This window comes from Serratia sp. JSRIV001, assembly GCF_019968745.1.
Lineage (GTDB): Bacteria > Pseudomonadota > Gammaproteobacteria > Enterobacterales > Enterobacteriaceae > Chania > Chania fonticola_B.
Map to the genome: position 1 here is coordinate 2,503,343 of NZ_CP074147.1, position 18,984 is coordinate 2,522,326.

The following is an 18,984-nucleotide window of genomic DNA, read 5'->3' on the forward strand; positions in this document are numbered from 1 at the left end:
GGTAAGGAGGCGTATGAGTCAGAACGGATTAACCGCTTTAATTGTTGAATATATCGCCAGTCGCAAGCAGCCCAAGTTGGAGGCGCTGGAGAAAGAGACGGCAAAAAAACTGGCAGGGCTGGCTGATCCCGAAGAGATCGCAGTTGCTAAACAAACGGCATTAGAGCAGCGGCAGGAGCTAGAGAAAAACTATGCACCACGCAATTGGCTGACCGATGCTGCTGGCCGTGCCGGGCAAATCAGCTTGGTGACGCATGCGCTGAAATTTACTCACAGCGATGCCAAGGGCAGCAGTATTTACAGTTCGGGGGCGCAGGAGCAGACAACGAATACTCTTTCTACTTCCTCATTATCGCAACCTGCTGTTGATGCGGTCGGCAACGCGGCGGCATTGGACGTGGCAAAATTGCTACAGTTGGAATATGAAGGTGAGTCGCTGATTGCTTGCTTGGGTCGCGACAACACTGTGCCGCTGGCGGAATTGGCAGAAAATCCTCAACAACTGGAACAGTGGGTAACAGGGTTCAAGCAGGTATTAACCGATAAACATCTCTCTTCTCACACTTTGGCCAAGCAGATCTATTTCCCGATAGGGCCGGGCGAATACCATTTACTGAGTCCGTTGTTCTCTTCCTCGCTGGCTCATGCAATGCACAGCCGAATCAGCGAAGCGCGCTTTAGCGATGCTTCCAAAGAGATATACCAAGCCTTCAAAACTGGTGATTGGCACCCTGATCCCCGTGTGATTTATCCCAAAACGGCAGTGGTAAATATGGGGGGGACCAAGCCGCAAAATATCTCCTACCTTAACAGCGTACGCGGTGGCCGAGCTTTGTTACTGCCTTGCGCTGCGCCGATATGGCAAAGCCAGAATAAGCCGCCGTTGAACCAGAACTCTATTTTCCAAGAGCGTAAAGCATTCTCGGCTATGGCGAGAGACGCTGTGTGGCAGTTGAAACAATACCTGCGCAGCCTTAATCCGCAGGATCGAAATGTAGAGATCCGACAGCAGCGTGCTGCCTTCGTGGATGAGATTGTCGATACTTTGTTTAGCTATGTGGCCGGTATCCAAAACAGGGAAGATTGGCAATGCTGGAGCATGGAAGAAGGGTGCCAGCTCTCGCGTGCTCAGCAGTTGTGGCTCGATCCATGGCGGATTAAACAGGATGAAGATTTCCAGTTCGAGCGTGAAGGTGGTGATTGGAAAAAGCAAATCGCTATCGACTTCGGCGTCTGGCTAAATCACCAGTTAAAAACCGAAGAGATGAGGTTTAGCGAGGTTGAACGCCGTGAATGGTCTACCACGTCTTTGTTTAAACGTCGCCTGCGTGAGTTTGAGCAAGAGTTTAAGGAGGACTTCGCATGAGCGCGCTGATCGTATTACGTCACGTTCGGGTGGAGAACGCCAATGCCATCGCCGGGCTGACCTATGGTTTTCCTGCTATCACTCACTTTCTCGGCTACAGCCATGCATTATCCCGCAAATTGCAGCAGAGCCATGGTTTAACCTTGGCAAACTGCGGTGTGGTCTGCCATCAGCAGCAGCTCCATGCGTATTCATCCGGGCGTGATTATGCTTTTGCCTTGACGCGCAACCCATTGACGAAAGAGGCGAAAACGGCAGCGTTCAACGAGGAAGGGCGGATGCATATCACGGTTTCGTTATTGATGGAGTGCCTCGGCACCATCGTTAACGGCGATCAAGGCGCTAAAGCGTTGGAAGCGCACCTTGCCGAGGTGTGTCCAACCCAGCGCTTGGCCGGCGGCGTGATCACCGACATTGGCGCGATTAAGGTGATGGGTACTCCTGACAAACCAGAAGATCTGCGTAGGCTGATGCGCCGTTTGTTACCCGGATTTGCTTTGCTCGATCGTTCTGAGTTACTGACCAGTCATTATCAAACGTTGCGCGAGAGTAACCCACAGGCGGAGCTAATTGACGCATGGCTAGACTTTGCGGCGCTGAAATATCAGGCGCAGGATGAACAAAATCCTCAATGGTGCTACCAGCCAAAACCTGCTGCTGGTTATCTGGTGCCGCTTCAGACTGGGTATCGTGCGATCTCGCAACTCTATGCACCGGGTGAAGTCGAGAAATCACGAGATCCAACAACGCCTTTTCGTTTTGCCGAGCCTGTCTATGGTATTGGCGAGTGGCGAAGTCTTCACCGCGTTACCGATTTGAATCAGTTGTTATGGCAATACCATCATCAAGGCGATGACTACCTCTGCCGCAGTGCGGTGCCGGTCATCACGGAAGACTATCAATTTAACGAAGAAGATTAACTTAAAGGATTATTCATATGGCTACTGTAAAGACTGCATCTGTCTTGGCTTTCGAACGTAAATTGGCAAACTCCGATGCCATCATGTTTGCTGGTAACTGGCAACAACCTGAATGGACGCCGATTGCGATCCAAGAGAAAGCGGTGCGTGGCACGATTTCCAATCGTTTGAAAAATGCGATTGCCAGCGATCCGGCTAAACTGGATGCCGAAATCCAAAAGCCAAACTTGCAGCGTGTGGATGTCGCAGCATTGCCGTTCGACACTGATACTTTGAAAGTCAGCTTTACCCTGCGTGTGTTGGGTAATTTATCGCAGCCTTCGGTATGTAACGATCAAGATTACCAAGCCGAATTGGCGAAGGTGATCGAAGGTTATATCAAAGAGCATGGGTTTAAAGAACTGGCCGGGCGTTATGCTGAAAATCTGGCAAATGGTCGTTTCCTATGGCGCAACCGCGTTGGAGCCGATGAGATTGCTATTACCGTTAAGGGGAAGGAGAAAACCTGGCAATTTAACGCCAGCGATTACAGCCTGCGTACGTTTAGCCAACCGAAAGGCGATTTAGCGGAGTTGGCCAAGGAAATTGAACAAGGCTTGGCAGGGGAAAGCTTTGCTTTCTTTAGCGTGGAAGCTTGTGTGCGATTGGGCAAAGGACAAGAGATTTTCCCATCGCAGGAACTGGTATTGGATAGCAACAGTAAGAAAAGCAAGGTGCTGTATCAGGTGTATGATATTGCTGCCATGCACTCGCAGAAAATCGGCAATGCGTTGCGTACCGTCGATAGTTGGTACCCCGATGCGGGTGAGTTGGCGTTAGGGCCAATTGCGGTGGAACCCTATGGCTCAGTGACCAGCAGGGGGCAAGCCTATCGTCAGCCGAAACAAAAAATGGATTTTTATACGCTGCTGGATAACTGGGTGACTAAAGGGAAGGTGCCAGAAGTGGAGCAACAACACTATGTCATGGCCATTCTGATCCGTGGCGGCGTATTTGGCGAGAAAGGCGAATAAAGGGGCGACGTATGGATCATTACCTCGAGATTCGCGTGCTGCCGGATCCGGAGTTCTCAACGACGGAATTACTGGAAGCACTCTTTGCCAAGCTGCATAGGGCATTGGGCAACGAAGGCCAGGGAAAAATAGGCGTCAGTTTCCCCTCTGCCGGTAAAACACTGGGCGATAGGTTACGGCTACATGGCTCGCTAGCGGTGCTCACGGCCTTTGAGACTTTACCTTGGCGTAAAGGATTACGGGATTACACGGAATGTGGCGAAATTCTGCCAGTACCCGCCAATGTAAAATACCGTACAGTGCGACGAGTGCAGATCAAAAGCAGCGCAGAGAGATTACGTCGTCGTTCTGTTCGCAAGGGATGGGTGACTGAAGAAGAGGCTCGCCTGCGTATTCCTGACGCCGTTGAGAAACGCTCAGCGTTGCCATTTGTTTGTTTAAAAAGTCTATCCAGCGAGCAAACCTTTTTGTTGTTTATCGAACAGGGCAAGATTTGCGATAACGCAACAGGGGGGATATTTAGTGCTTATGGTCTAAGCGCAACAGCAACCATCCCGTGGTTTTAACCCTAATTTAGTGACTGATTCTAACCTATTGATTTTAAAAGTTGGCGTCAGTCATGTTTAGAAAAAGGTTTTTGCGTTAAGTGGCTTGATTCTATTTTATTAACAGTTAGTTACCGCTGGCATGTAACAGTTCACTGCCGTATAGGCAGCTTAGAAAAGGAACGTAGCCAGGAACGCGACGTATCCCCCGTTCACTGCCGTATAGGCAGCTTAGAAAACCGCCGCCACCGTCTGCTGTGGCCATTTCCTGTTCACTGCCGTATAGGCAGCTTAGAAACGAACCTTCAAGCACAGCCCAGAGGTCGCAAAGTTCACTGCCGTATAGGCAGCTTAGAAATTTGATTCTGATGCCGATAGCACGGATGGCCTGTTCACTGCCGAATAGGCAGCTTAGAAGGGTTTACCCCTGAGAAAGTTAGAGCGGCTTTCGCTCACTACCGCGCAGGTAGCTTAAACATTAACCTGGAAAGGGAGGCGCGTTGAAGGTCTCAATCTTCGCGTTTACGGAAATAATGTCCACAGTGGGGGCAGATCAGCGTGACGTTTTTTTTCACCTTGCTGCGATTTTGCGGCGAACTTTTTGCGCATTCAGGGCAGGTGACATCAACGGGGGCGTCACCGAATAGCTTAAAAGCATCAAAGAAAGACATCTTTTTCACCGGGTAGAGGTAGGAGGAGTTCAGTGTACCTTTATCGCTCGGTGATAGCTCCACATAGATTGGTAAACCACTGGTAGAGACGAAGCTAGCCGCACGCTAAAAAGGGAGTAACAAGTGGGATGACGGGTCAGGGGGAAGAAAAAAGCCCCGCAAAAAATGAGGGGCAAACACAACAACACCAGGGAAATCATTGATGATTAATCTGCTATTACTATATGTTTTTTGAGACGAGAGTTCATCAATAAATTGCTGCATTATTGCAACATTATAGTTAATTAATTTGTATGTATTTGGCTTTATTCATACATTTTGTGAATTTATTCGCTATTTGTGAGCAATAAGTCGGCATGCTGGTTATTTTTTGTTGAATTGATGGCTTGGGGGATGGTTTCTTGCTCCATCACTCCGTTCCGGACAGAATGTGACTTGAATCACATCGGCCAGATCCCCTATATTCCCCACCATAACGAAGTTGTCGTGTTGCGATGCAGCGGCGCAGAGAGTTTTACATTTGTCCGGAGTTGTTGATGGAGTTAACTACGCTTTTGCTTTACGTGATTGCCGTCAGTGCGGTGATGGTGACGCCTGGCCCGTCCATGCTGTTGGCGCTAAACAATGGTGCAATCCACGGTATGCGTATTGCCAGTTACGGTTTCCTGGGGGCGGTATTGGCCGATCTGTTGCTGATCGGCGCCGTCGGTTGCGGACTTGGGGCGTTGTTGCAGGCCTCTGAGCAGTTGTTTGCCGTGGTGAAATGGGGTGGTGCGTTATATCTGGTCTACCTGGCCTGGGTGCTGTGGCGAGCGCCGGTAAAGGCGTTGGCGGTAAACGCTAGCGCCGCCGCTGCGACCGGGAAAACGGCATTCCTGCGTTCCCTGATGGTCGGTTTGTCCAACCCTAAGGGCCTGCTGTTTTTCTCGGCCTTTCTGCCGCAGTTTATTCAGCCAGAAAAGCCGATCGCCATGCAATACCTGATCCTGGCATTGGTCAGCGCGATGATCGACTGCGTGATGATGACGATCTATGCCTACGGCGGCCGCCATGCGATGCGTAAATTCTCGGCGAACGTGATGCGCTGGGTAAACCGTAGCTGTGCTGGCATGCTTGGCGTATTGGCCGTAGGTGTTGCGCTTTATCGGCGTAGCGATGTGAGCTAGAGCCTATCGGTTAAATCAGCGGGCGCAGCATACTGCGCCGCTACTTGGCGAGAATGTCTAGAGTTTCAGGGAGCTTACCAGCTCCCTTTTTAATAGGTGACTGCCTGTGTTAGCAAAAGAGGACAGCTTAGGCATATGACCTACTGACGGATCTGCAGTTAACTCGCAGCCCGGATTGTTCCACGTCATAGCGGTATAGTTCGCATCTGATTGGTAGTAGTGCTGGTAGATGTGAAATATATGCACCACGGTAGTCACCGTTAATATAATCACCAACGCAATTAAAACGTAAGTGATTTTAATTTTGCTCAGAAAATTCTTTTTCTCTTTACGAGGTAATTCAGGCTCGCCCTGATTAATTGCGATCTCTTCAATGGCGACATCACTAGCTATTCTTAACCCTACTTTTGGTATGGTTTCTATGATGTTTTTATCAATACCCATGCTCTTGATGATCCGCCGTAGCGTGCTCAGGCATTGGTTGAGATTATTATTGCTGGCCTGTAGACCGTAATCATCCCACACTTTTTGCAGTAGCACTTCTCTCTCAACAATTTCTCCTTTATTTTTAATAAGAAAGGAGAAAAGTCGAGCTGCAGACGAGGAAATAGTGACGATTTCTTCCTGAAGTTCCTGATGATAAAAACCGACGCTATTCGGGCAGAAAAGGACATCTCCTTCGATGAGATATTGAGGCTTTGTCATGCTGATTCACTCCATGTCAGACAGTGTAATTAACTTAATTAACGTTAATCCTAAGTCTTATAATATTGTTTTTTTGTCGGTAGAGCAACAAAGAAGCAATATAAAATATAGTGTAACCAGCAAATTTCAGTTTAAAATCCGCTCTATTTCGTAACGGCAGTTATTAATATTAAGTAAATGGCCTGTAAAATATTAACCGGTATTTAATAAAAATTAAGATCGCTAACTTACTGATAATTTTGCTAAACAAAGGTTCTAACTAGTCCGACCTCTAAGAATCAGCCTAGTTAGAAAAATGTATCAATTTAAGTAACAGATTTGTGCGGAGGCAGCGATGAATTAAACCCCAATTCGATCGCGCAGAGTGTAGTAGGCAGCACCAATGGCGGTGAAGGGGATTTGCAGGTTACGGCCGCCAAAGAACGGCAGGTGCGGCAGTTTGGCAAAGGCGTCAAAACGTTCGGCATCGCCACGCATCAGCTCTGCTATCAGCTTGCCCGCCAGATGGGTGCAGGTCACGCCGTGCCCGCTGTAGCCTTGCATGTAGTAGACATTGTTTTCCAACCGACCAAACTGCGGCATGCGTGATAGCGTCAGCAAGAAATTGCCGGTCCAGCGGTAATCAATGCGTACGCCTTTCAGTTGCGGGAAAGTTTTCAGCAGCTTGGGGCGGATCAGGTTGTCGATATCATCCGGATCTCGGGCGCCATATACCACACCACCGCCGTACAGCAGTCGGTTATCACCGGTTAAACGGTAATAATCCAGTAGGTAATTGCAATCTTCCACGCAATAGTTTTGTGGGATCAGTGAGGCTGCCACTTCTGGAGCCAAGGGCTCGGTGGTGACCACTTGAGTCCCGCACGGCATACTACGTTTGGCCAGCCTTGGCTCCAGTTTATCGCCTAGATAGGCGTTCCCGGCCACGATCACGTAACGAGCGGTGACTTGGCCGTTGGCGGTGCTGACCACCGCGGGTTCTCCGTGACGAATATTGGTGACTGCGGACTGTTCGAATATCCGTCCTCCTTGTAGGCGAATGGCCTCGGCCTCGCCCAATGCCAGGTTGAGTGGATGAATATGGCCGCCGCTGTGATCGAGTAACGCGCCAACATAGCGATCGCTGCTGACCTCCTGGCGGATACGGTCGGCATCCAGCAGTTCAAGTTGCGTATTGCCGTAACGCTCCCAGTGCTGCTTTTGTTCGATCAGCGCGTGGTACTGCTTATTGTTCAGCGCGGCGAAGATCCCGCCGGGGCGATAGTCACAGTCAATGGCATAGCGCTTGATGCGGCTGCGGATAATCTCTGCGCCTTCAAACATCATGCTACCCAGCAGCTTGGCGCTTTCTGCACCGTAACGGCTTTCGATCACGTCGATGTCGCGGCTGTAGGAGTTGACCAGTTGGCCACCGTTGCGGCCGCTAGCACCAAAGCCGATACGGGCAGACTCCAGCACTACCACGTTATAACCGGCTTCGACCAGAAACAGCGCCGATGACAGGCCAGTGTAGCCACCCCCCACGATACAGACGTCACAGTCGATCGATTCATTCAACTGCGGATAAGGCTGATGGTCATTGGCCGTTGCCGCATAGTAGCTTTTTACGTGTTCAGTCATCATCAATTCCTTATTCCAGTGAAATCCAGGTGGTTTTCAGTTCGGTAAATTTATCCAGCGCATGCAGCGATTTATCGCGGCCGTTACCGCTTTGCTTGTAGCCGCCGAACGGTACGGTCATATCGCCGTCGTTGTAGTTGTTGACGAACACGGTGCCCGCTTTCAACTGGCGGGCCATGCGGTGTGCCCGTGACAGATCGCGGGTCCAGACGGCCGCACCCAACCCATATTCGCTATCGTTGGCTAATGCGAGTGCCTGTTGCTCACCGTTGAAGGTCGTGACGGCCAAGACAGGGCCAAAAATCTCGTCCCGCGCGACGTGCATCGCGTTATCCACTTGAGTGAGAATAGTAGGGCCGAGATAGCCGTGATGATCGCCTTGCGGATGAGCTCGCCCATCAAGGAACAGCGAGGCTCCCTGGCTCAAACCCTGTTCGATATAGCCGGTGACTTTTTCACAGTGCTGTTGGTCGATCAGCGTACCCATCAGCGTTTGCGGATCGAGCGGATTGCCCGGTGCGAAGGCTGCTGCATGTCGCTGCAACGCTTGTAGAAATGCCTGCTGAATACTTTCCTCTACCAGCAGGCGCGTACCGGCAATGCACACCTGGCCCTGGTTATAGAAGATCCCGGCCGCCGCGCCTTGCGCCGCCTTATCCAGGTCCGGGCAGTCGGCGAAGATAATGTTGGCGCTCTTGCCACCGGCCTCCAGCCACACGCGCTTCATGTTGGATTCACCGGCGTACTTCATCAACTGCTTGGCCACCTGGGTGGAGCCGGTAAAGGTGAGAGCGTCAACGTCGTTATGCAGTGCCAACGCCTTGCCCGCATCGTGGCCGAAACCAGGAATAATGTTCAGGACGCCATCGGGTAATCCTGCCTGCTGTGCCAAAGCGCCTAGATAAACCGCGGTGAGCGGTGATTTTTCCGAGGGTTTAAGCACTACGCTGTTACCGGCCGCCAGCGCCGGGCCTAACTTCCAGCAGGCTAACAGCAGCGGAAAGTTCCACGGCACGATGGCACCCACCACGCCGATGGGCTCCCGCTGGATGAGGGCGAGCGCATCATGGCCGGTTGGGGCAATTTCGCCATACACCTTGTCGATGGCTTCGGCGTACCAGCGGATACAGCGGATCGCCCCTGGAATATCGTCGCGCAGGCTGTGGCGGATGGGCTTGCCGGTATCCAGCGTTTCCAGCAGTGCCAGTTCTTCGCTGTGTTGTTCCATCAAGCTGGCGAGTTTGAACAACGTTGCCTTACGTTTGTCAGGGGAGGCTTGCGACCAGTCGCCGCGTTCAAACACCTCGCGAGCCGCCTTGACGGCCAAATCGATATCAATGTGGCTGCCACGGGCCATCTGTACCAGTTCACGAGCCCCGGCAGGATCCTGAATGCTAAAGGTTTCCCCTTCTGCCGACGGGAGGTAGCGGCCATTGATAAACAGCCGGTTTTCAATCTTCAGGGCCTGTGCCCGTTGTTGCCAATATTCCAGGTGGTGGAAGTCCATACCTTGCTCCGTTAATCAGAATGTCGTCGGCGTATGTGCGCTGATAATTCGGCAAATGCGCGCCGAGGTGTTGCTGAAACTATGGGGGATCGCGGTGTTGATGGCGTAGCTCTGGCCTGCCCGTAGGTGAAAGCTTTGCCCGTTGACCTGCAGCATCACTTCGCCTTCCAGCAGGGTGCCAATCTCTTCCCCCTGATGTTTGAGCCGTTCACCGGTGGTGGTGCCCGGATCGTAGGTTTCGATCATCATTGCCAGGGTGCGGTTGGGATCGCCGTTGTGGATCAGCTTCATCGAAACCCCCTGGCTGCCGATTTCGATCAGATGGTCATGGTCGATCACGATCTGCGGCTCATTCGGCTGTTCCGGTTCGGTAAAGAAAGCCGATAGCGACAGCCCATATACAGTCAGCAGCTTTTGCAGCGTACTGATGGCCGGGCTGACCTTGTCCTGTTCAATGGTGCTGATGGCGCTGTGCGTCAAGCCAGACAGTTCGGCTACCCGGCGCTGTGATAGCCCTAACTGCTGGCGGATCTGCGACAAGCGTTTCCCTGGAGCCAAGCTGACGTCGCTCATAGGCGTTTTTCCTTCTGATAGTGCTGACAGGCGTTAATAAATCCTTCGAACAGCAGACGGGACAGGGCGTATTCATCGCTGTTCCATTCAGGATGCCACTGCACCCCTAAGGCAAAGGGCTGATCGCGAATGCTGAGGGCTTCCACCAGGCCGTCGGCGGCATAGGCTTCAACACGCACGCTTGGGCCGAGGGTTTTGGCTCCTTGGCCGTGCAGGGAATTCACCCAGAATCGGTGGCAATCCGGCAGCAGCTGCGCCAGCAATCCTCCGTCTTGCACGGTAACTTCATGAGCCGGGGCATATTGCTGCTCCAGCGGCAGATCGTGATCTTCACGGTGCTCGAGTAGCTCGGGTTGTTCATATAAACGACGGTGTAGCGTACCTTGCGTCGCGACCACCAGCTCTTGCATACCGCGGCAAATGGCGAAAAGGGGGATGCGCCTGCTCAGTGCCTGGCCGATCAGCGCCAGGCTCAATTCATCGCGCCCAGGATCGGCGTCAGGCTCATCGCCGTTTTCACCATAAAGGTGCGGCTGCACATTACTGGGGCTACCCGGCAGCAGGATGCCGTCGAGGTGGGGCAGCAACTCTGCCAGCATTTCCGGCTCTGCCAGCGCGTGCGGCAGGGCGATCGGTAATCCTCCGGCAGCTAATACTGCATTTAGGTACTTTTCTTGCAAGGTCTGGGTGAGGTGCTGGTTTAACCTATACCTGCACATCACGACGCCGACGATTGGTCTGTTAAATATATTGCCCATGCTATCCCCTACAGGTTGTTCGAAATTATGACCGATAAGCCGTTTAATCGCCTTTTTTGTTCAATATTCACTAAATCTAGCAGTCGGATGGCCAATATTCAAACCAAAATTAACACTTGCAAAACATTTTTGTTGCATCTATGTTTCATTGGTGGACATTATATTGAGCAGGATGGTCAAAACATCGAAGCCAGTAAGTGTGAGAACCACAGACCAAACATAACGGCGGGTGAAACATGCAAACCAACATCGTAGAAGTCGAAAACTTTGTGCAACATAATGAAGAAAGGCGAAGTAGCACGTTCCAGCGCGAAGTGAAGAAGTATCTGGAACGTTATCCGTTAACCCAGCATATCGACGTGCTGCTGACCGATCTCAACGGCAGCTTCCGCGGCAAGCGCATTCCGGTGAGCGGGTTGGGTAAACTGGAGAAGGGCTGTTACTTCCCAGCCTCGGTGTTCGCGATGGATATTCTTGGCAACGTGGTGGAAGAGGCGGGTTTGGGGCAGGACATGGGTGAGCCGGACCATATTTGTGTGCCGGTAGCCGGAACCCTGACGCCATCGGCGGCCGATCCGCAATATCTGGGCCAGGTACTGCTCACCATGCTGGATGAAGATGGTACTCCCTTTGACGTTGAACCGCGCAATGTGCTGAACCGAGTGTGGCAGCGTTTGCGTCAGCGCGGGTTATTCCCCGTAGTAGCGGTAGAGTTGGAGTTCTATCTCATCGATCGCCAACGCGATCCGGAAGGTTATTTGCAACCCCCTTGCGCCCCCGGCACCCAGGAACGTAACACCCAGAGCCAGGTCTATTCGGTAGATAACCTCAACCACTTTGCCGACGTGCTGAGCGAAATCGACGAACTGGCTCGCCTGCAAGGGCTCCCGGCCGACGGTGCGGTAGCGGAAGCGTCACCGGGCCAGTTTGAGGTTAATCTACATCACACCAATGATGTATTGCAGGCCTGTGACCATGCCCTGGCGTTAAAGCGGCTGGTACGCATGGTGGCAGAGAAACACCATATGCATGCAACCTTCATGGCTAAGCCTTACGAGGAACATGCGGGCAGCGGTATGCATGTGCATATCAGCATGCTGGACAAGCAAGGTAACAACGTCTTTGCCGATGCGGATGGCGAAGACTCCGCGTTGTTGAAGCAGGCGCTGGCTGGCATGATCGCCTTGATGCCTGCCTCTATGGCGCTGCTGGCTCCTAACGTTAATGCTTACCGCCGCTTCCAGGCGGGGATGTACGTTCCTACCCAGGCATCCTGGGGCCATAACAACCGCACCGTAGCGTTACGTATTCCCTGTGGCGATCGCGACAGCCACCGCGTGGAGTATCGCGTGGCGGGTGCCGATGCCAATCCTTATCTGGTGATGGCAACCATTCTGGCCGGGATTGTCTACGGCCTCGACACTCAGTTACCGCTGCTTGAGCCAGTCACCGGCAACGGGCTGGAGCAAGAGGGGCTACCTTTCCCGATCCGCCAGAGCGATGCGCTGTATGAGTTCGAACACCAGCCGGTGCTCAATGCGCTGCTGGGCGAACGTTTCAGCCACGTCTATCTGGCCTGTAAGACCGATGAGCTGCAGCAGTTTGAGCGGCTGATCACCGAAACCGAAATCGAGTGGATGCTGAAAAACGCCTGACGTCCTCAGCCCGATCCTACCGCGCGCCGGCGCATTCCCGCGGGCTACCTGTGGCCTGGCGAAGCCGTGCGCGACGGTGATGACTTCTTCCAACTTGGCGTACAGGACGCCGGTGAGGAATAACCCAATGACGATAAGTGCCATCGACGATAATGGCGCGGGCAAACCGCAACTGCGCAAGACATTGAAACTGTGGCAAGTGGTGATGATGGGCCTGGCCTATCTGACGCCAATGACGGTGTTTGACACCTTCGGTATCGTTTCTGGCGTGACAGACGGGCACGTTCCGGCGTCCTACCTGTTGGCATTGGCCGGGGTGCTGTTTACCGCCATCAGCTATGGCAAGCTGGTGCGCCAGTTCCCGACCTCGGGCTCGGCTTACACCTACGCGCAAAAGGCTATCAACCCGCACGTGGGGTTCCTCGTTGGCTGGTCATCGCTGCTGGATTACCTGTTTTTGCCGATGATCAATACGCTATTGGCCAAAATCTATCTTACGGCCCTGTTCCCAGAGGTTCCGCCGTGGGTCTGGGTGGTAGGCTTTGTGATCCTGATCACCGCGATCAATCTGAAAAGCGTCAGCCTGGTGGCAAACTTCAACACCCTGTTTGTGGTGGCGCAGGTGGCGATTATCGTGGTGTTTATCTTCCTGGTGGTACGAGGGTTGCACAATGGCGAAGGGGTTGGCCAGGTGTGGAGTCTGCAACCCTTTATCAGTGAAAACGCCCATTTATTGCCGATTATTACCGGCGCCACCATCCTGTGCTTTTCGTTTCTGGGTTTTGACGCCGTCACTACGCTGTGTGAAGAAACGCCCGATGCCGCCCGTGTGATCCCGCGCGCTATCTTCCTTACTGCACTCTATGGTGGGGTGATCTTTATCACCGTGTCGTTCTTTATTCAGCTGTTCTTCCCGACGCTGGAGCGTTTCAAACAGCCTGATGCGGCACTGCCGGAAATCGCGCTGTATGTGGGCGGCAAGCTGTTCCAGTCGATCTTCCTGTGCATCACCTTTATCAACACCCTGGCTTCTGGCCTGGCTTCCCATGCCAGCGTGTCCAGGCTGCTGTATGTGATGGGGCGCGACAATGTGTTCCCGGAAAAATTCTTTGGTTACGTGCATCCTAAATGGCGCACGCCAGCGCTTAACGTGCTGCTGGTTGGTCTGGTGGCGTTATCGGCATTATCCTTCGACTTGGTGACGGCGACCGCCCTGATCAACTTTGGCGCGCTGGTGGCCTTTACCTTCGTCAACCTTTCGGTGATCAGCCACTTCTATATTCGACAAGGGCGCAACAAGAGCTGGAAAGACCGCTTCCATTACCTGATCCTGCCGCTGGTGGGTGCGTTGACGGTAGGGATCTTGTGGCTGAACCTGGAAAAAAGCTCCCTGACCATGGGGCTGCTGTGGGCGGCGCTCGGGTTTGGCTATCTAGCCTATCTTACCCGTCGTTTCCGCCAGCCGCCGCCGCAGTTGGAGCGCCAACCTCAGCAGTAAAGGCATGGGCGCAACGTTGCGCCCTTTCTTTTTCCCTGGTAGGGCAGTAGAGTAAAAAATCGTATAAAAATAACCAATTGGATCCTACGCTAATGCCTCCGTTGTCTGCTTCCCATAAAGCTACCTTGCTCGGCCTGCTGGCCATTGTGTTATGGAGCAGCGTGGTTGGCCTGATCCGCAGCGTCAGCGAAGGGTTGGGGGCGGTCGGCGGGGCGGCGATGATCTATAGCGTGGGCACGCTGTTTCTGCTGGGGGTGATGGGCATTCCCAAGCTGCGCGAGTTCCGCCGTTCCTATCTGATCCTCGGCAGTCTGCTGTTTGTGCTGTATGAGATTTGCCTCTCGCTGTCGCTGGGCTATGCCAACAACCGTATGCAGGCCATTGAGCTGGGGATGATCAACTACCTTTGGCCCTGTTTTACCGTGTTGATGGCCATTCTGTTCAATGGGCAAAAGGCCAAATGGTGGGTGGTGCCTGGTTTGTTGCTTTCCCTGTTCGGGATTGGCTGGATCATGAGTGGCAGCGGCGGTTGGTCACCGGCACAAATGCTGGCCAACGTGCGCAGTAATCCGTTGAGTTACGGGCTGGCATTCAGCGGTGCGGTGATTTGGGCCATCTATTGCAACGTGACCAAGAGGATCGCCCAGGGCAAAAACGCGGTAGTGCTGTTTATCTCGCTGACCGCGCTGGCGCTGTGGCTGATATATCCTTTCAGTAATGAAAGCGGCATGCACTTTAGCCTGCCGGTTGTGGTGGCGTTGCTGTGCGTGGGGACGGCGATGGGGGCTGGCTATGCCGCTTGGAACGTCGGGATCCTGCATGGCAATATGACGCTGCTGGCGACCGTATCTTACTTTACCCCGGTATTGTCATCGGTGTTTGCCGCCGTGGTACTCAGCACCGCGCTGACCCTCAACTTCTGGCAAGGGGTGATGATGGTCACGCTAGGATCGCTGATTTGCTGGCGGGCCACCCGCGCCGACTGAGGCCTATTTTTTACCTGCGCAGGCGGCAGAATAATGAATTTCGAGCTAATCTCAAGGTAAGTGTTCTGCCAGAAGGAACGGGAAAATGAGAAAAGATATTCAATTTATTCAGCAGCCAGCGCTAAATGGCCATAGTTTCAGCACCGGCGATATCGTTCGCCTGACCACCGCTAACCTGCCGCATGAATACCAGTTGGATGTGATGATCCTGCGCCGTGACGATAAGCTGATCCACGGCTCGGTAGTCGTGGCCTCGCCGAAAGTCGATATCCCGGTCAGCCAATGGGAAATTGCCACGGGTGATGAGGTGATATTCCGGCAAGAGAACATTGCCAAGGCCGTACCCGGAGCCCGCTGAAAAAAAACCAACGGGTTCGCCATATAAGGGGGCCGTATCCTGCGCCCGCCTGCCACTAAGCCGACATAAGCGTCGGCTTTTTTACGCGCTTTTTAACCCCAGGTTAAAATTTGGTGTTGTACACCAAGACACCAAAAATCGTCATTTGAAACTTATCGACATGATGAAAATCACATCAAAAATGTTTTGTACTGCAATTTATTTTAAAAAATGAGAACGCAATCGATTACGCGATGGTAAAATGCCTGACTGGATCACAGATTATTACAGTGAGAGCTTTCTATAATGCGCACGGCTAACGGCAATAGGTAACCGTTCGTTTACAGCAGGCGTCGCCAGACACATATCATTCCAACGGGCAGGGAATTGGCCCACTCAGCATGTGGTAATAAAATGAAGAAAATAGCTCTCGCAGCAGGTGTGCTTCTTTCCGCGTCTTTCAGCCCCGCTTCCATGGCGGCAGAAAGCAAAGACAGCCAGTATCTTTCAGACTGGTGGCATCAGAGTGTCAACGTAGTAGGCAGCTACCATACCCGCTTCGGGCCGCAGCTGAACAATGACGTGTATCTGGAGTATGAAGCCTTTGCCAAGAAAGACTGGCTGGATTTCTATGGCTACGTGGATGTGCCAAAGTTCTTCGGCACCGGTAACACGCCAAACCGTGGTATCTGGGATAAAGGTTCACCGCTGTTTATGGAGATCGAACCGCGCTTCTCCATCGATAAACTGACCGGCACCAACCTGGGCTTTGGGCCGTTCAAAGAGTGGTATTTTGCCAACAACTACATTTACGACATGGGGCGTAACAACGCCTCCCGTCAAAGCACCTGGTATATGGGCCTAGGCACCGATATCGAAACCGGTCTGCCGATGAGCCTGTCGATGAACATTTATGCCAAATACCAATGGCAGAACTATGGTGCATCCAACGAGAACAGCTGGGACGGCTATCGCTTCAAGGTGAAATATTTTGTGCCGTTGACCGAAATGTGGGGCGGCAACCTGAGCTATATCGGTTTCACCAACTTTGACTTTGATTCCGATCTGGGCAGCGACAACTTCGTGGTGGATGGCCGTCAGGCACGTACCAGCAACTCTATCGCCTCCAGCCACATTTTGGCGCTGAACTACGATCACTGGCATTACTCTTTCGTGGCACGTTACTTCCATAACGGTGGTCAATGGAATGATGGGGTGGACATCGGTACGCCGCAGGGGCCAATCAAGTCTACCGGCTGGGGTTACTACCTGGTTGCCGGTTATAACTTCTGATTTTTCGTGGTATCAGAAACAGGAAACCCCGCGTTGGCGGGGTTTTTTTTCATCATTATGGCTAACTTTCCGCGGGTAAATGTTTAACCGGCATAACCAATTTACCTTTGATAACGTAGCACTCATTGTCGATCCACTTGAGGATTTGCTCACGGCTGACACCTTCAAATTGCGCATAGCGATAAATATCACCATTGAAGTGCAGCTGGATGTACTCCATCAACGTCATGTGCATGGTTATAACTCCTAAACGCCCAGAAATAGCGGTTTCGCCACGCTGAGTGGTTGAGCTTTTCAAGGCCTAAAGGTAAATTATTCGCAACAAAACAGCAACAAAAAAGACTAAAAAGTGGCGTTATAGTAGCGAAAAGTAGTAAAAGAAATCCCGCACGGGACGGCGGGAAATTGAGTAGTATCATTTATCGATGACATAAGATGGGTTTTGAGGTGCAACGAAAAAGAGCAGGTTTACTCATTTCTGTGGCCGACTAAAATTACTGGATGGCTTATTTTGCCGCAAGAAAAATCTACGGCATTTACTCGGATATCATGAGTAGTTTTGCGCGTGAACAATTTTTTGCCTGATAGCCACGATCTGTTTTTTAATAATTGGTGTGAATGATATGTCGGGCTGATAGGCGGGCGCAGCATGCAGCGCCCCGTCATGGCACGGCGAACCTTTACGCTCGGGCGCAGATGTTCTTTTTGAACGTGAGTACACGGCTGCGGCTGGCGATCAGATCGACCTGGTAACCCCGGAAATACAGACAAAACCGATTCAGGTTGGGCCCATCGTTGCTTTCAACCAATATCCTCCCATCCCCCAGCGAACTTAGGGTGCCGGTTTGCACCGCCGGGCCGACCCCGATGTGGATCTGGTTGCCGCAAATTTCAAACGCGGTGCGGTATTGTGGATGATACCAGTGCCCTTGAACCTGCTTGAGACAAACCGTTTCGCTAGCGACCGGCAGAAAGCGGCGTGCAACGTGGCCAACTTCACCTTCTATGGCTTCACCTGTCCACTTAAGGCGCATTGGCTGATGGGCCGAGAGCGATACTGCATAACCGTCTTCACTTTGATACAGCGGTTCGTTGGAGCCCAGATAGGCCACGTTGCCCCCTTTAACTTCCAACCAATAGGGTTCCGCCCGGGTGGCGTAGATGCCATCTGGGATCGCCGTGCTGCGTTGGGGCAGCGGTTCGTTCAACAGCGCCGCCATCACCTGTAAAATGATGGCAAAGCTGTCACAATCTTCACGGTTGGCGACCAGCAGGGCACCTGCTTGCCGGTCAGGCGCTAGCAGAAAATAGGTCTTATAACCGGCATGAGAACCGCCATGGCCGAGCAATATCTGGCTGCCAAGCGGCGTTTGCGCCAGCCCTAGTCCGTAACGGCTGACTTGGCCCTGGCTGAGCCGACGCGGGGCACTTAGCTGCGTCAGGACCCCTTTGCCAGGGCCGTTATTGGCCAGCAGGCATTGCAACCAGCGGGTGAGGGCGTTGGCGCTCCCTGTCAGGCTGCCAGAGGCGGAGAGATGCAAGCCGGCGCTGGTCTGTTGCCAACCATTGGCCGTATGCCAATAGCCGGGAGCTAGCCCAGACACCACATCAAACCAGCTTTCGGGTGCTTGTAGTTGTACGTCCAGAGGGCGGGCCAGATGCTGCTGAACCAGATCATCAAAAGCGTACCCTTTAGTCTTCAGCGCCGCTTCTACCAGGCGGTAGCCGGTATTGGTGTAGGTGATCTCACTGCCTACCGGGTAGTTGAGCCGGGTTAAACCATGGATAAACTCCATTACTGGCTGGGCCTCACTGACGGTGTTGACCGAGACGCCAAGCAGCCCCAGCGTTTGCCGAATATCGGGTAGCCCGCTGGTCATGTCCAAAGCCTGGCCAACCGTCACCTCCGCCAATTGTCCCTGCAATTCGGGCAGTAGACTGCCAAGGCGATCGTCAAGCTGCAGAGCGTTATCGGTGGCATTAAGCGCCAGCGCGGCAAAAATATGTTTGGTGATGGAGGCATAGCGCACCACGGTATCAGCAGTGAAAGGATCGCGGCGTGCCAGATCGGCCAGCCCAGCACACACCACTGCCTGGGTGTTATCAGTGTCAAACAGGGTGATAGCCCCACCGGGTTGGCCTGCGGTTTGCCAGCCTGCCAACAGTTGAGCGGCGGTTGCCTGTGCGGCGCGCCAGTTTAGCGGGGTGTCAGACATAGTTTCCTCCTGAGATAACGAACGCCACACATCACCGTGGCCGACAACACACGAGTGTCTACCACAGCCACGATAGAGACGTGGATGGCGGGTAAGGCAAGGGTGGTCTTTCAATCCCTGATCTCTGGCCAGCAACGGGTGGGCATGGGATGAAA

General features: G+C 52.8%; 18 protein-coding genes and 1 CRISPR repeat array. Of the genes, 10 read left to right on the top strand and 8 right to left on the bottom strand.

Annotated elements, in window-relative coordinates; all coding sequences use genetic code 11:
• Positions 1-13 precede the first annotated feature (13 nt).
• The 4 genes from csy1 to cas6f are packed head-to-tail and all read left to right on the top strand — an operon-like array spanning position 14 to position 3,865.
• A complete protein-coding gene (csy1, locus tag KGP17_RS11420; RefSeq protein ID WP_209554537.1) occupies positions 14-1,366 on the top strand; it encodes a type I-F CRISPR-associated protein Csy1 in 1,353 nt (450 codons plus the stop codon).
• Positions 1,363-2,286, top strand: coding sequence for a type I-F CRISPR-associated protein Csy2 (gene csy2 / locus KGP17_RS11425; protein WP_209554535.1), 924 nt, complete (start codon positions 1,363-1,365; stop codon positions 2,284-2,286). Before csy1 ends, csy2 begins: the two co-directional genes overlap by 4 nt.
• An 11-nt stretch (positions 2,287-2,297) precedes the next feature.
• A complete protein-coding gene (csy3, locus tag KGP17_RS11430; RefSeq protein WP_223499639.1) occupies positions 2,298-3,299 on the top strand; it encodes a type I-F CRISPR-associated protein Csy3 in 1,002 nt (333 codons plus the stop codon).
• Between the two features lie 11 nt (positions 3,300-3,310).
• Positions 3,311-3,865 (top strand): type I-F CRISPR-associated endoribonuclease Cas6/Csy4, encoded by a 555-nt coding sequence (gene cas6f / locus KGP17_RS11435; RefSeq protein ID WP_223499375.1) that lies wholly within the window; start codon positions 3,311-3,313, stop codon positions 3,863-3,865.
• 129 nt (positions 3,866-3,994) lie between these two features.
• Positions 3,995-4,262: direct repeats of the CRISPR family, unit length 28 nt; unit sequence GTTCACTGCCGTATAGGCAGCTTAGAAA.
• A gap of 91 nt (positions 4,263-4,353) precedes the next feature.
• Here cas6f and KGP17_RS11440 read toward each other — a convergent pair.
• Positions 4,354-4,515, bottom strand: a complete 162-nt coding sequence (locus KGP17_RS11440; protein WP_021178250.1) for a YnfU family zinc-binding protein — start codon at positions 4,513-4,515, stop codon at positions 4,354-4,356.
• A gap of 536 nt (positions 4,516-5,051) precedes the next feature.
• On the opposite strand from KGP17_RS11440, the gene KGP17_RS11445 reads away from it, so the two are divergent.
• Positions 5,052-5,681 (top strand): LysE family translocator, encoded by a 630-nt coding sequence (locus KGP17_RS11445; RefSeq protein ID WP_021804652.1) that lies wholly within the window; start codon positions 5,052-5,054, stop codon positions 5,679-5,681.
• 57 nt (positions 5,682-5,738) lie between these two features.
• Here KGP17_RS11445 and KGP17_RS11450 read toward each other — a convergent pair whose 3' ends face one another.
• The 5 genes from KGP17_RS11450 to puuD all read right to left on the bottom strand — a co-directional run bounded on the left by KGP17_RS11450 (position 5,739) and on the right by puuD (position 10,844).
• Positions 5,739-6,386 (bottom strand): winged helix-turn-helix domain-containing protein, encoded by a 648-nt coding sequence (locus KGP17_RS11450; protein ID WP_051363671.1) that lies wholly within the window; start codon positions 6,384-6,386, stop codon positions 5,739-5,741.
• A 339-nt stretch (positions 6,387-6,725) separates the two neighbouring features.
• Complete coding sequence (locus KGP17_RS11455) at positions 6,726-8,006, bottom strand: FAD-binding oxidoreductase (protein ID WP_021178247.1); 1,281 nt, start codon at positions 8,004-8,006, stop codon at positions 6,726-6,728.
• Between the two features lie 10 nt (positions 8,007-8,016).
• Positions 8,017-9,513 carry an aldehyde dehydrogenase PuuC gene (gene puuC, locus KGP17_RS11460; protein WP_223499376.1) on the bottom strand — a complete coding sequence of 499 codons (1,497 nt, stop codon included), beginning with the start codon at positions 9,511-9,513 and terminating at the stop codon, positions 8,017-8,019.
• A 15-nt stretch (positions 9,514-9,528) separates the two neighbouring features.
• A complete protein-coding gene (puuR, locus tag KGP17_RS11465; protein WP_021804648.1) occupies positions 9,529-10,086 on the bottom strand; it encodes an HTH-type transcriptional regulator PuuR in 558 nt (185 codons plus the stop codon).
• The gene (puuD, locus tag KGP17_RS11470) at positions 10,083-10,844 is read right to left on the bottom strand and encodes a gamma-glutamyl-gamma-aminobutyrate hydrolase (RefSeq protein ID WP_021178244.1); all 762 of its coding nucleotides are present in this window, start codon (positions 10,842-10,844) and stop codon (positions 10,083-10,085) included. The genes puuR and puuD overlap by 4 nt, the downstream gene beginning before the upstream one ends.
• Positions 10,845-11,080: 236 nt before the next feature.
• On the opposite strand from puuD, the gene KGP17_RS11475 reads away from it, so the two are divergent.
• The 5 genes from KGP17_RS11475 to KGP17_RS11495 all read left to right on the top strand — a co-directional run bounded on the left by KGP17_RS11475 (position 11,081) and on the right by KGP17_RS11495 (position 16,613).
• Positions 11,081-12,499, top strand: a complete 1,419-nt coding sequence (locus KGP17_RS11475; protein ID WP_021804647.1) for a glutamine synthetase family protein — start codon at positions 11,081-11,083, stop codon at positions 12,497-12,499.
• A gap of 127 nt (positions 12,500-12,626) precedes the next feature.
• Positions 12,627-13,997: an APC family permease gene (locus KGP17_RS11480; protein WP_021804646.1), complete on the top strand. Its 1,371-nt coding sequence runs from the start codon at positions 12,627-12,629 to the stop codon at positions 13,995-13,997.
• Between the two features lie 92 nt (positions 13,998-14,089).
• Positions 14,090-14,983, top strand: a complete 894-nt coding sequence (gene yddG, locus KGP17_RS11485) for an aromatic amino acid DMT transporter YddG (protein ID WP_021804645.1) — start codon at positions 14,090-14,092, stop codon at positions 14,981-14,983.
• A gap of 85 nt (positions 14,984-15,068) precedes the next feature.
• Complete coding sequence (locus KGP17_RS11490; RefSeq protein WP_021178240.1) at positions 15,069-15,341, top strand: hypothetical protein; 273 nt, start codon at positions 15,069-15,071, stop codon at positions 15,339-15,341.
• A 393-nt stretch (positions 15,342-15,734) separates the two neighbouring features.
• Positions 15,735-16,613: a nucleoside-specific channel-forming protein Tsx gene (locus tag KGP17_RS11495; protein WP_021804643.1), complete on the top strand. Its 879-nt coding sequence runs from the start codon at positions 15,735-15,737 to the stop codon at positions 16,611-16,613.
• A 61-nt stretch (positions 16,614-16,674) separates the two neighbouring features.
• Here the strand turns inward: KGP17_RS11495 and KGP17_RS11500 are convergent, their stop codons facing one another.
• Complete coding sequence (locus KGP17_RS11500; RefSeq protein ID WP_021178238.1) at positions 16,675-16,848, bottom strand: hypothetical protein; 174 nt, start codon at positions 16,846-16,848, stop codon at positions 16,675-16,677.
• A 445-nt stretch (positions 16,849-17,293) separates the two neighbouring features.
• A complete protein-coding gene (locus KGP17_RS11505) occupies positions 17,294-18,829 on the bottom strand; it encodes a serine hydrolase (RefSeq protein WP_218519425.1) in 1,536 nt (511 codons plus the stop codon).
• Between the last annotated feature and the right edge of the window lie 155 nt (positions 18,830-18,984).

Bases quoted from the DNA above. Each gene is read 5' to 3' on its own strand.
- puuR (WP_021804648.1), bottom strand. From the start codon at position 10,086: ATGAGCGACGTCAGCTTGGCTCCAGGGAAACGCTTGTCGCAGATCCGC.
- csy1 (WP_209554537.1), top strand. From the start codon at position 14: ATGAGTCAGAACGGATTAACCGCTTTAATTGTTGAATATATCGCCAGT.
- KGP17_RS11505 (WP_218519425.1), bottom strand. From the start codon at position 18,829: ATGTCTGACACCCCGCTAAACTGGCGCGCCGCACAGGCAACCGCCGCT.
- csy2 (WP_209554535.1), top strand. From the start codon at position 1,363: ATGAGCGCGCTGATCGTATTACGTCACGTTCGGGTGGAGAACGCCAAT.
- KGP17_RS11480 (WP_021804646.1), top strand. From the start codon at position 12,627: ATGACGATAAGTGCCATCGACGATAATGGCGCGGGCAAACCGCAACTG.
- KGP17_RS11495 (WP_021804643.1), top strand. From the start codon at position 15,735: ATGAAGAAAATAGCTCTCGCAGCAGGTGTGCTTCTTTCCGCGTCTTTC.
- KGP17_RS11450 (WP_051363671.1), bottom strand. From the start codon at position 6,386: ATGACAAAGCCTCAATATCTCATCGAAGGAGATGTCCTTTTCTGCCCG.
- KGP17_RS11500 (WP_021178238.1), bottom strand. From the start codon at position 16,848: ATGCACATGACGTTGATGGAGTACATCCAGCTGCACTTCAATGGTGAT.
- cas6f (WP_223499375.1), top strand. From the start codon at position 3,311: ATGGATCATTACCTCGAGATTCGCGTGCTGCCGGATCCGGAGTTCTCA.
- KGP17_RS11445 (WP_021804652.1), top strand. From the start codon at position 5,052: ATGGAGTTAACTACGCTTTTGCTTTACGTGATTGCCGTCAGTGCGGTG.
- yddG (WP_021804645.1), top strand. From the start codon at position 14,090: ATGCCTCCGTTGTCTGCTTCCCATAAAGCTACCTTGCTCGGCCTGCTG.
- KGP17_RS11455 (WP_021178247.1), bottom strand. From the start codon at position 8,006: ATGACTGAACACGTAAAAAGCTACTATGCGGCAACGGCCAATGACCAT.
- puuC (WP_223499376.1), bottom strand. From the start codon at position 9,513: ATGGACTTCCACCACCTGGAATATTGGCAACAACGGGCACAGGCCCTG.
- KGP17_RS11490 (WP_021178240.1), top strand. From the start codon at position 15,069: ATGAGAAAAGATATTCAATTTATTCAGCAGCCAGCGCTAAATGGCCAT.
- puuD (WP_021178244.1), bottom strand. From the start codon at position 10,844: ATGGGCAATATATTTAACAGACCAATCGTCGGCGTCGTGATGTGCAGG.
- KGP17_RS11440 (WP_021178250.1), bottom strand. From the start codon at position 4,515: ATGTCTTTCTTTGATGCTTTTAAGCTATTCGGTGACGCCCCCGTTGAT.
- KGP17_RS11475 (WP_021804647.1), top strand. From the start codon at position 11,081: ATGCAAACCAACATCGTAGAAGTCGAAAACTTTGTGCAACATAATGAA.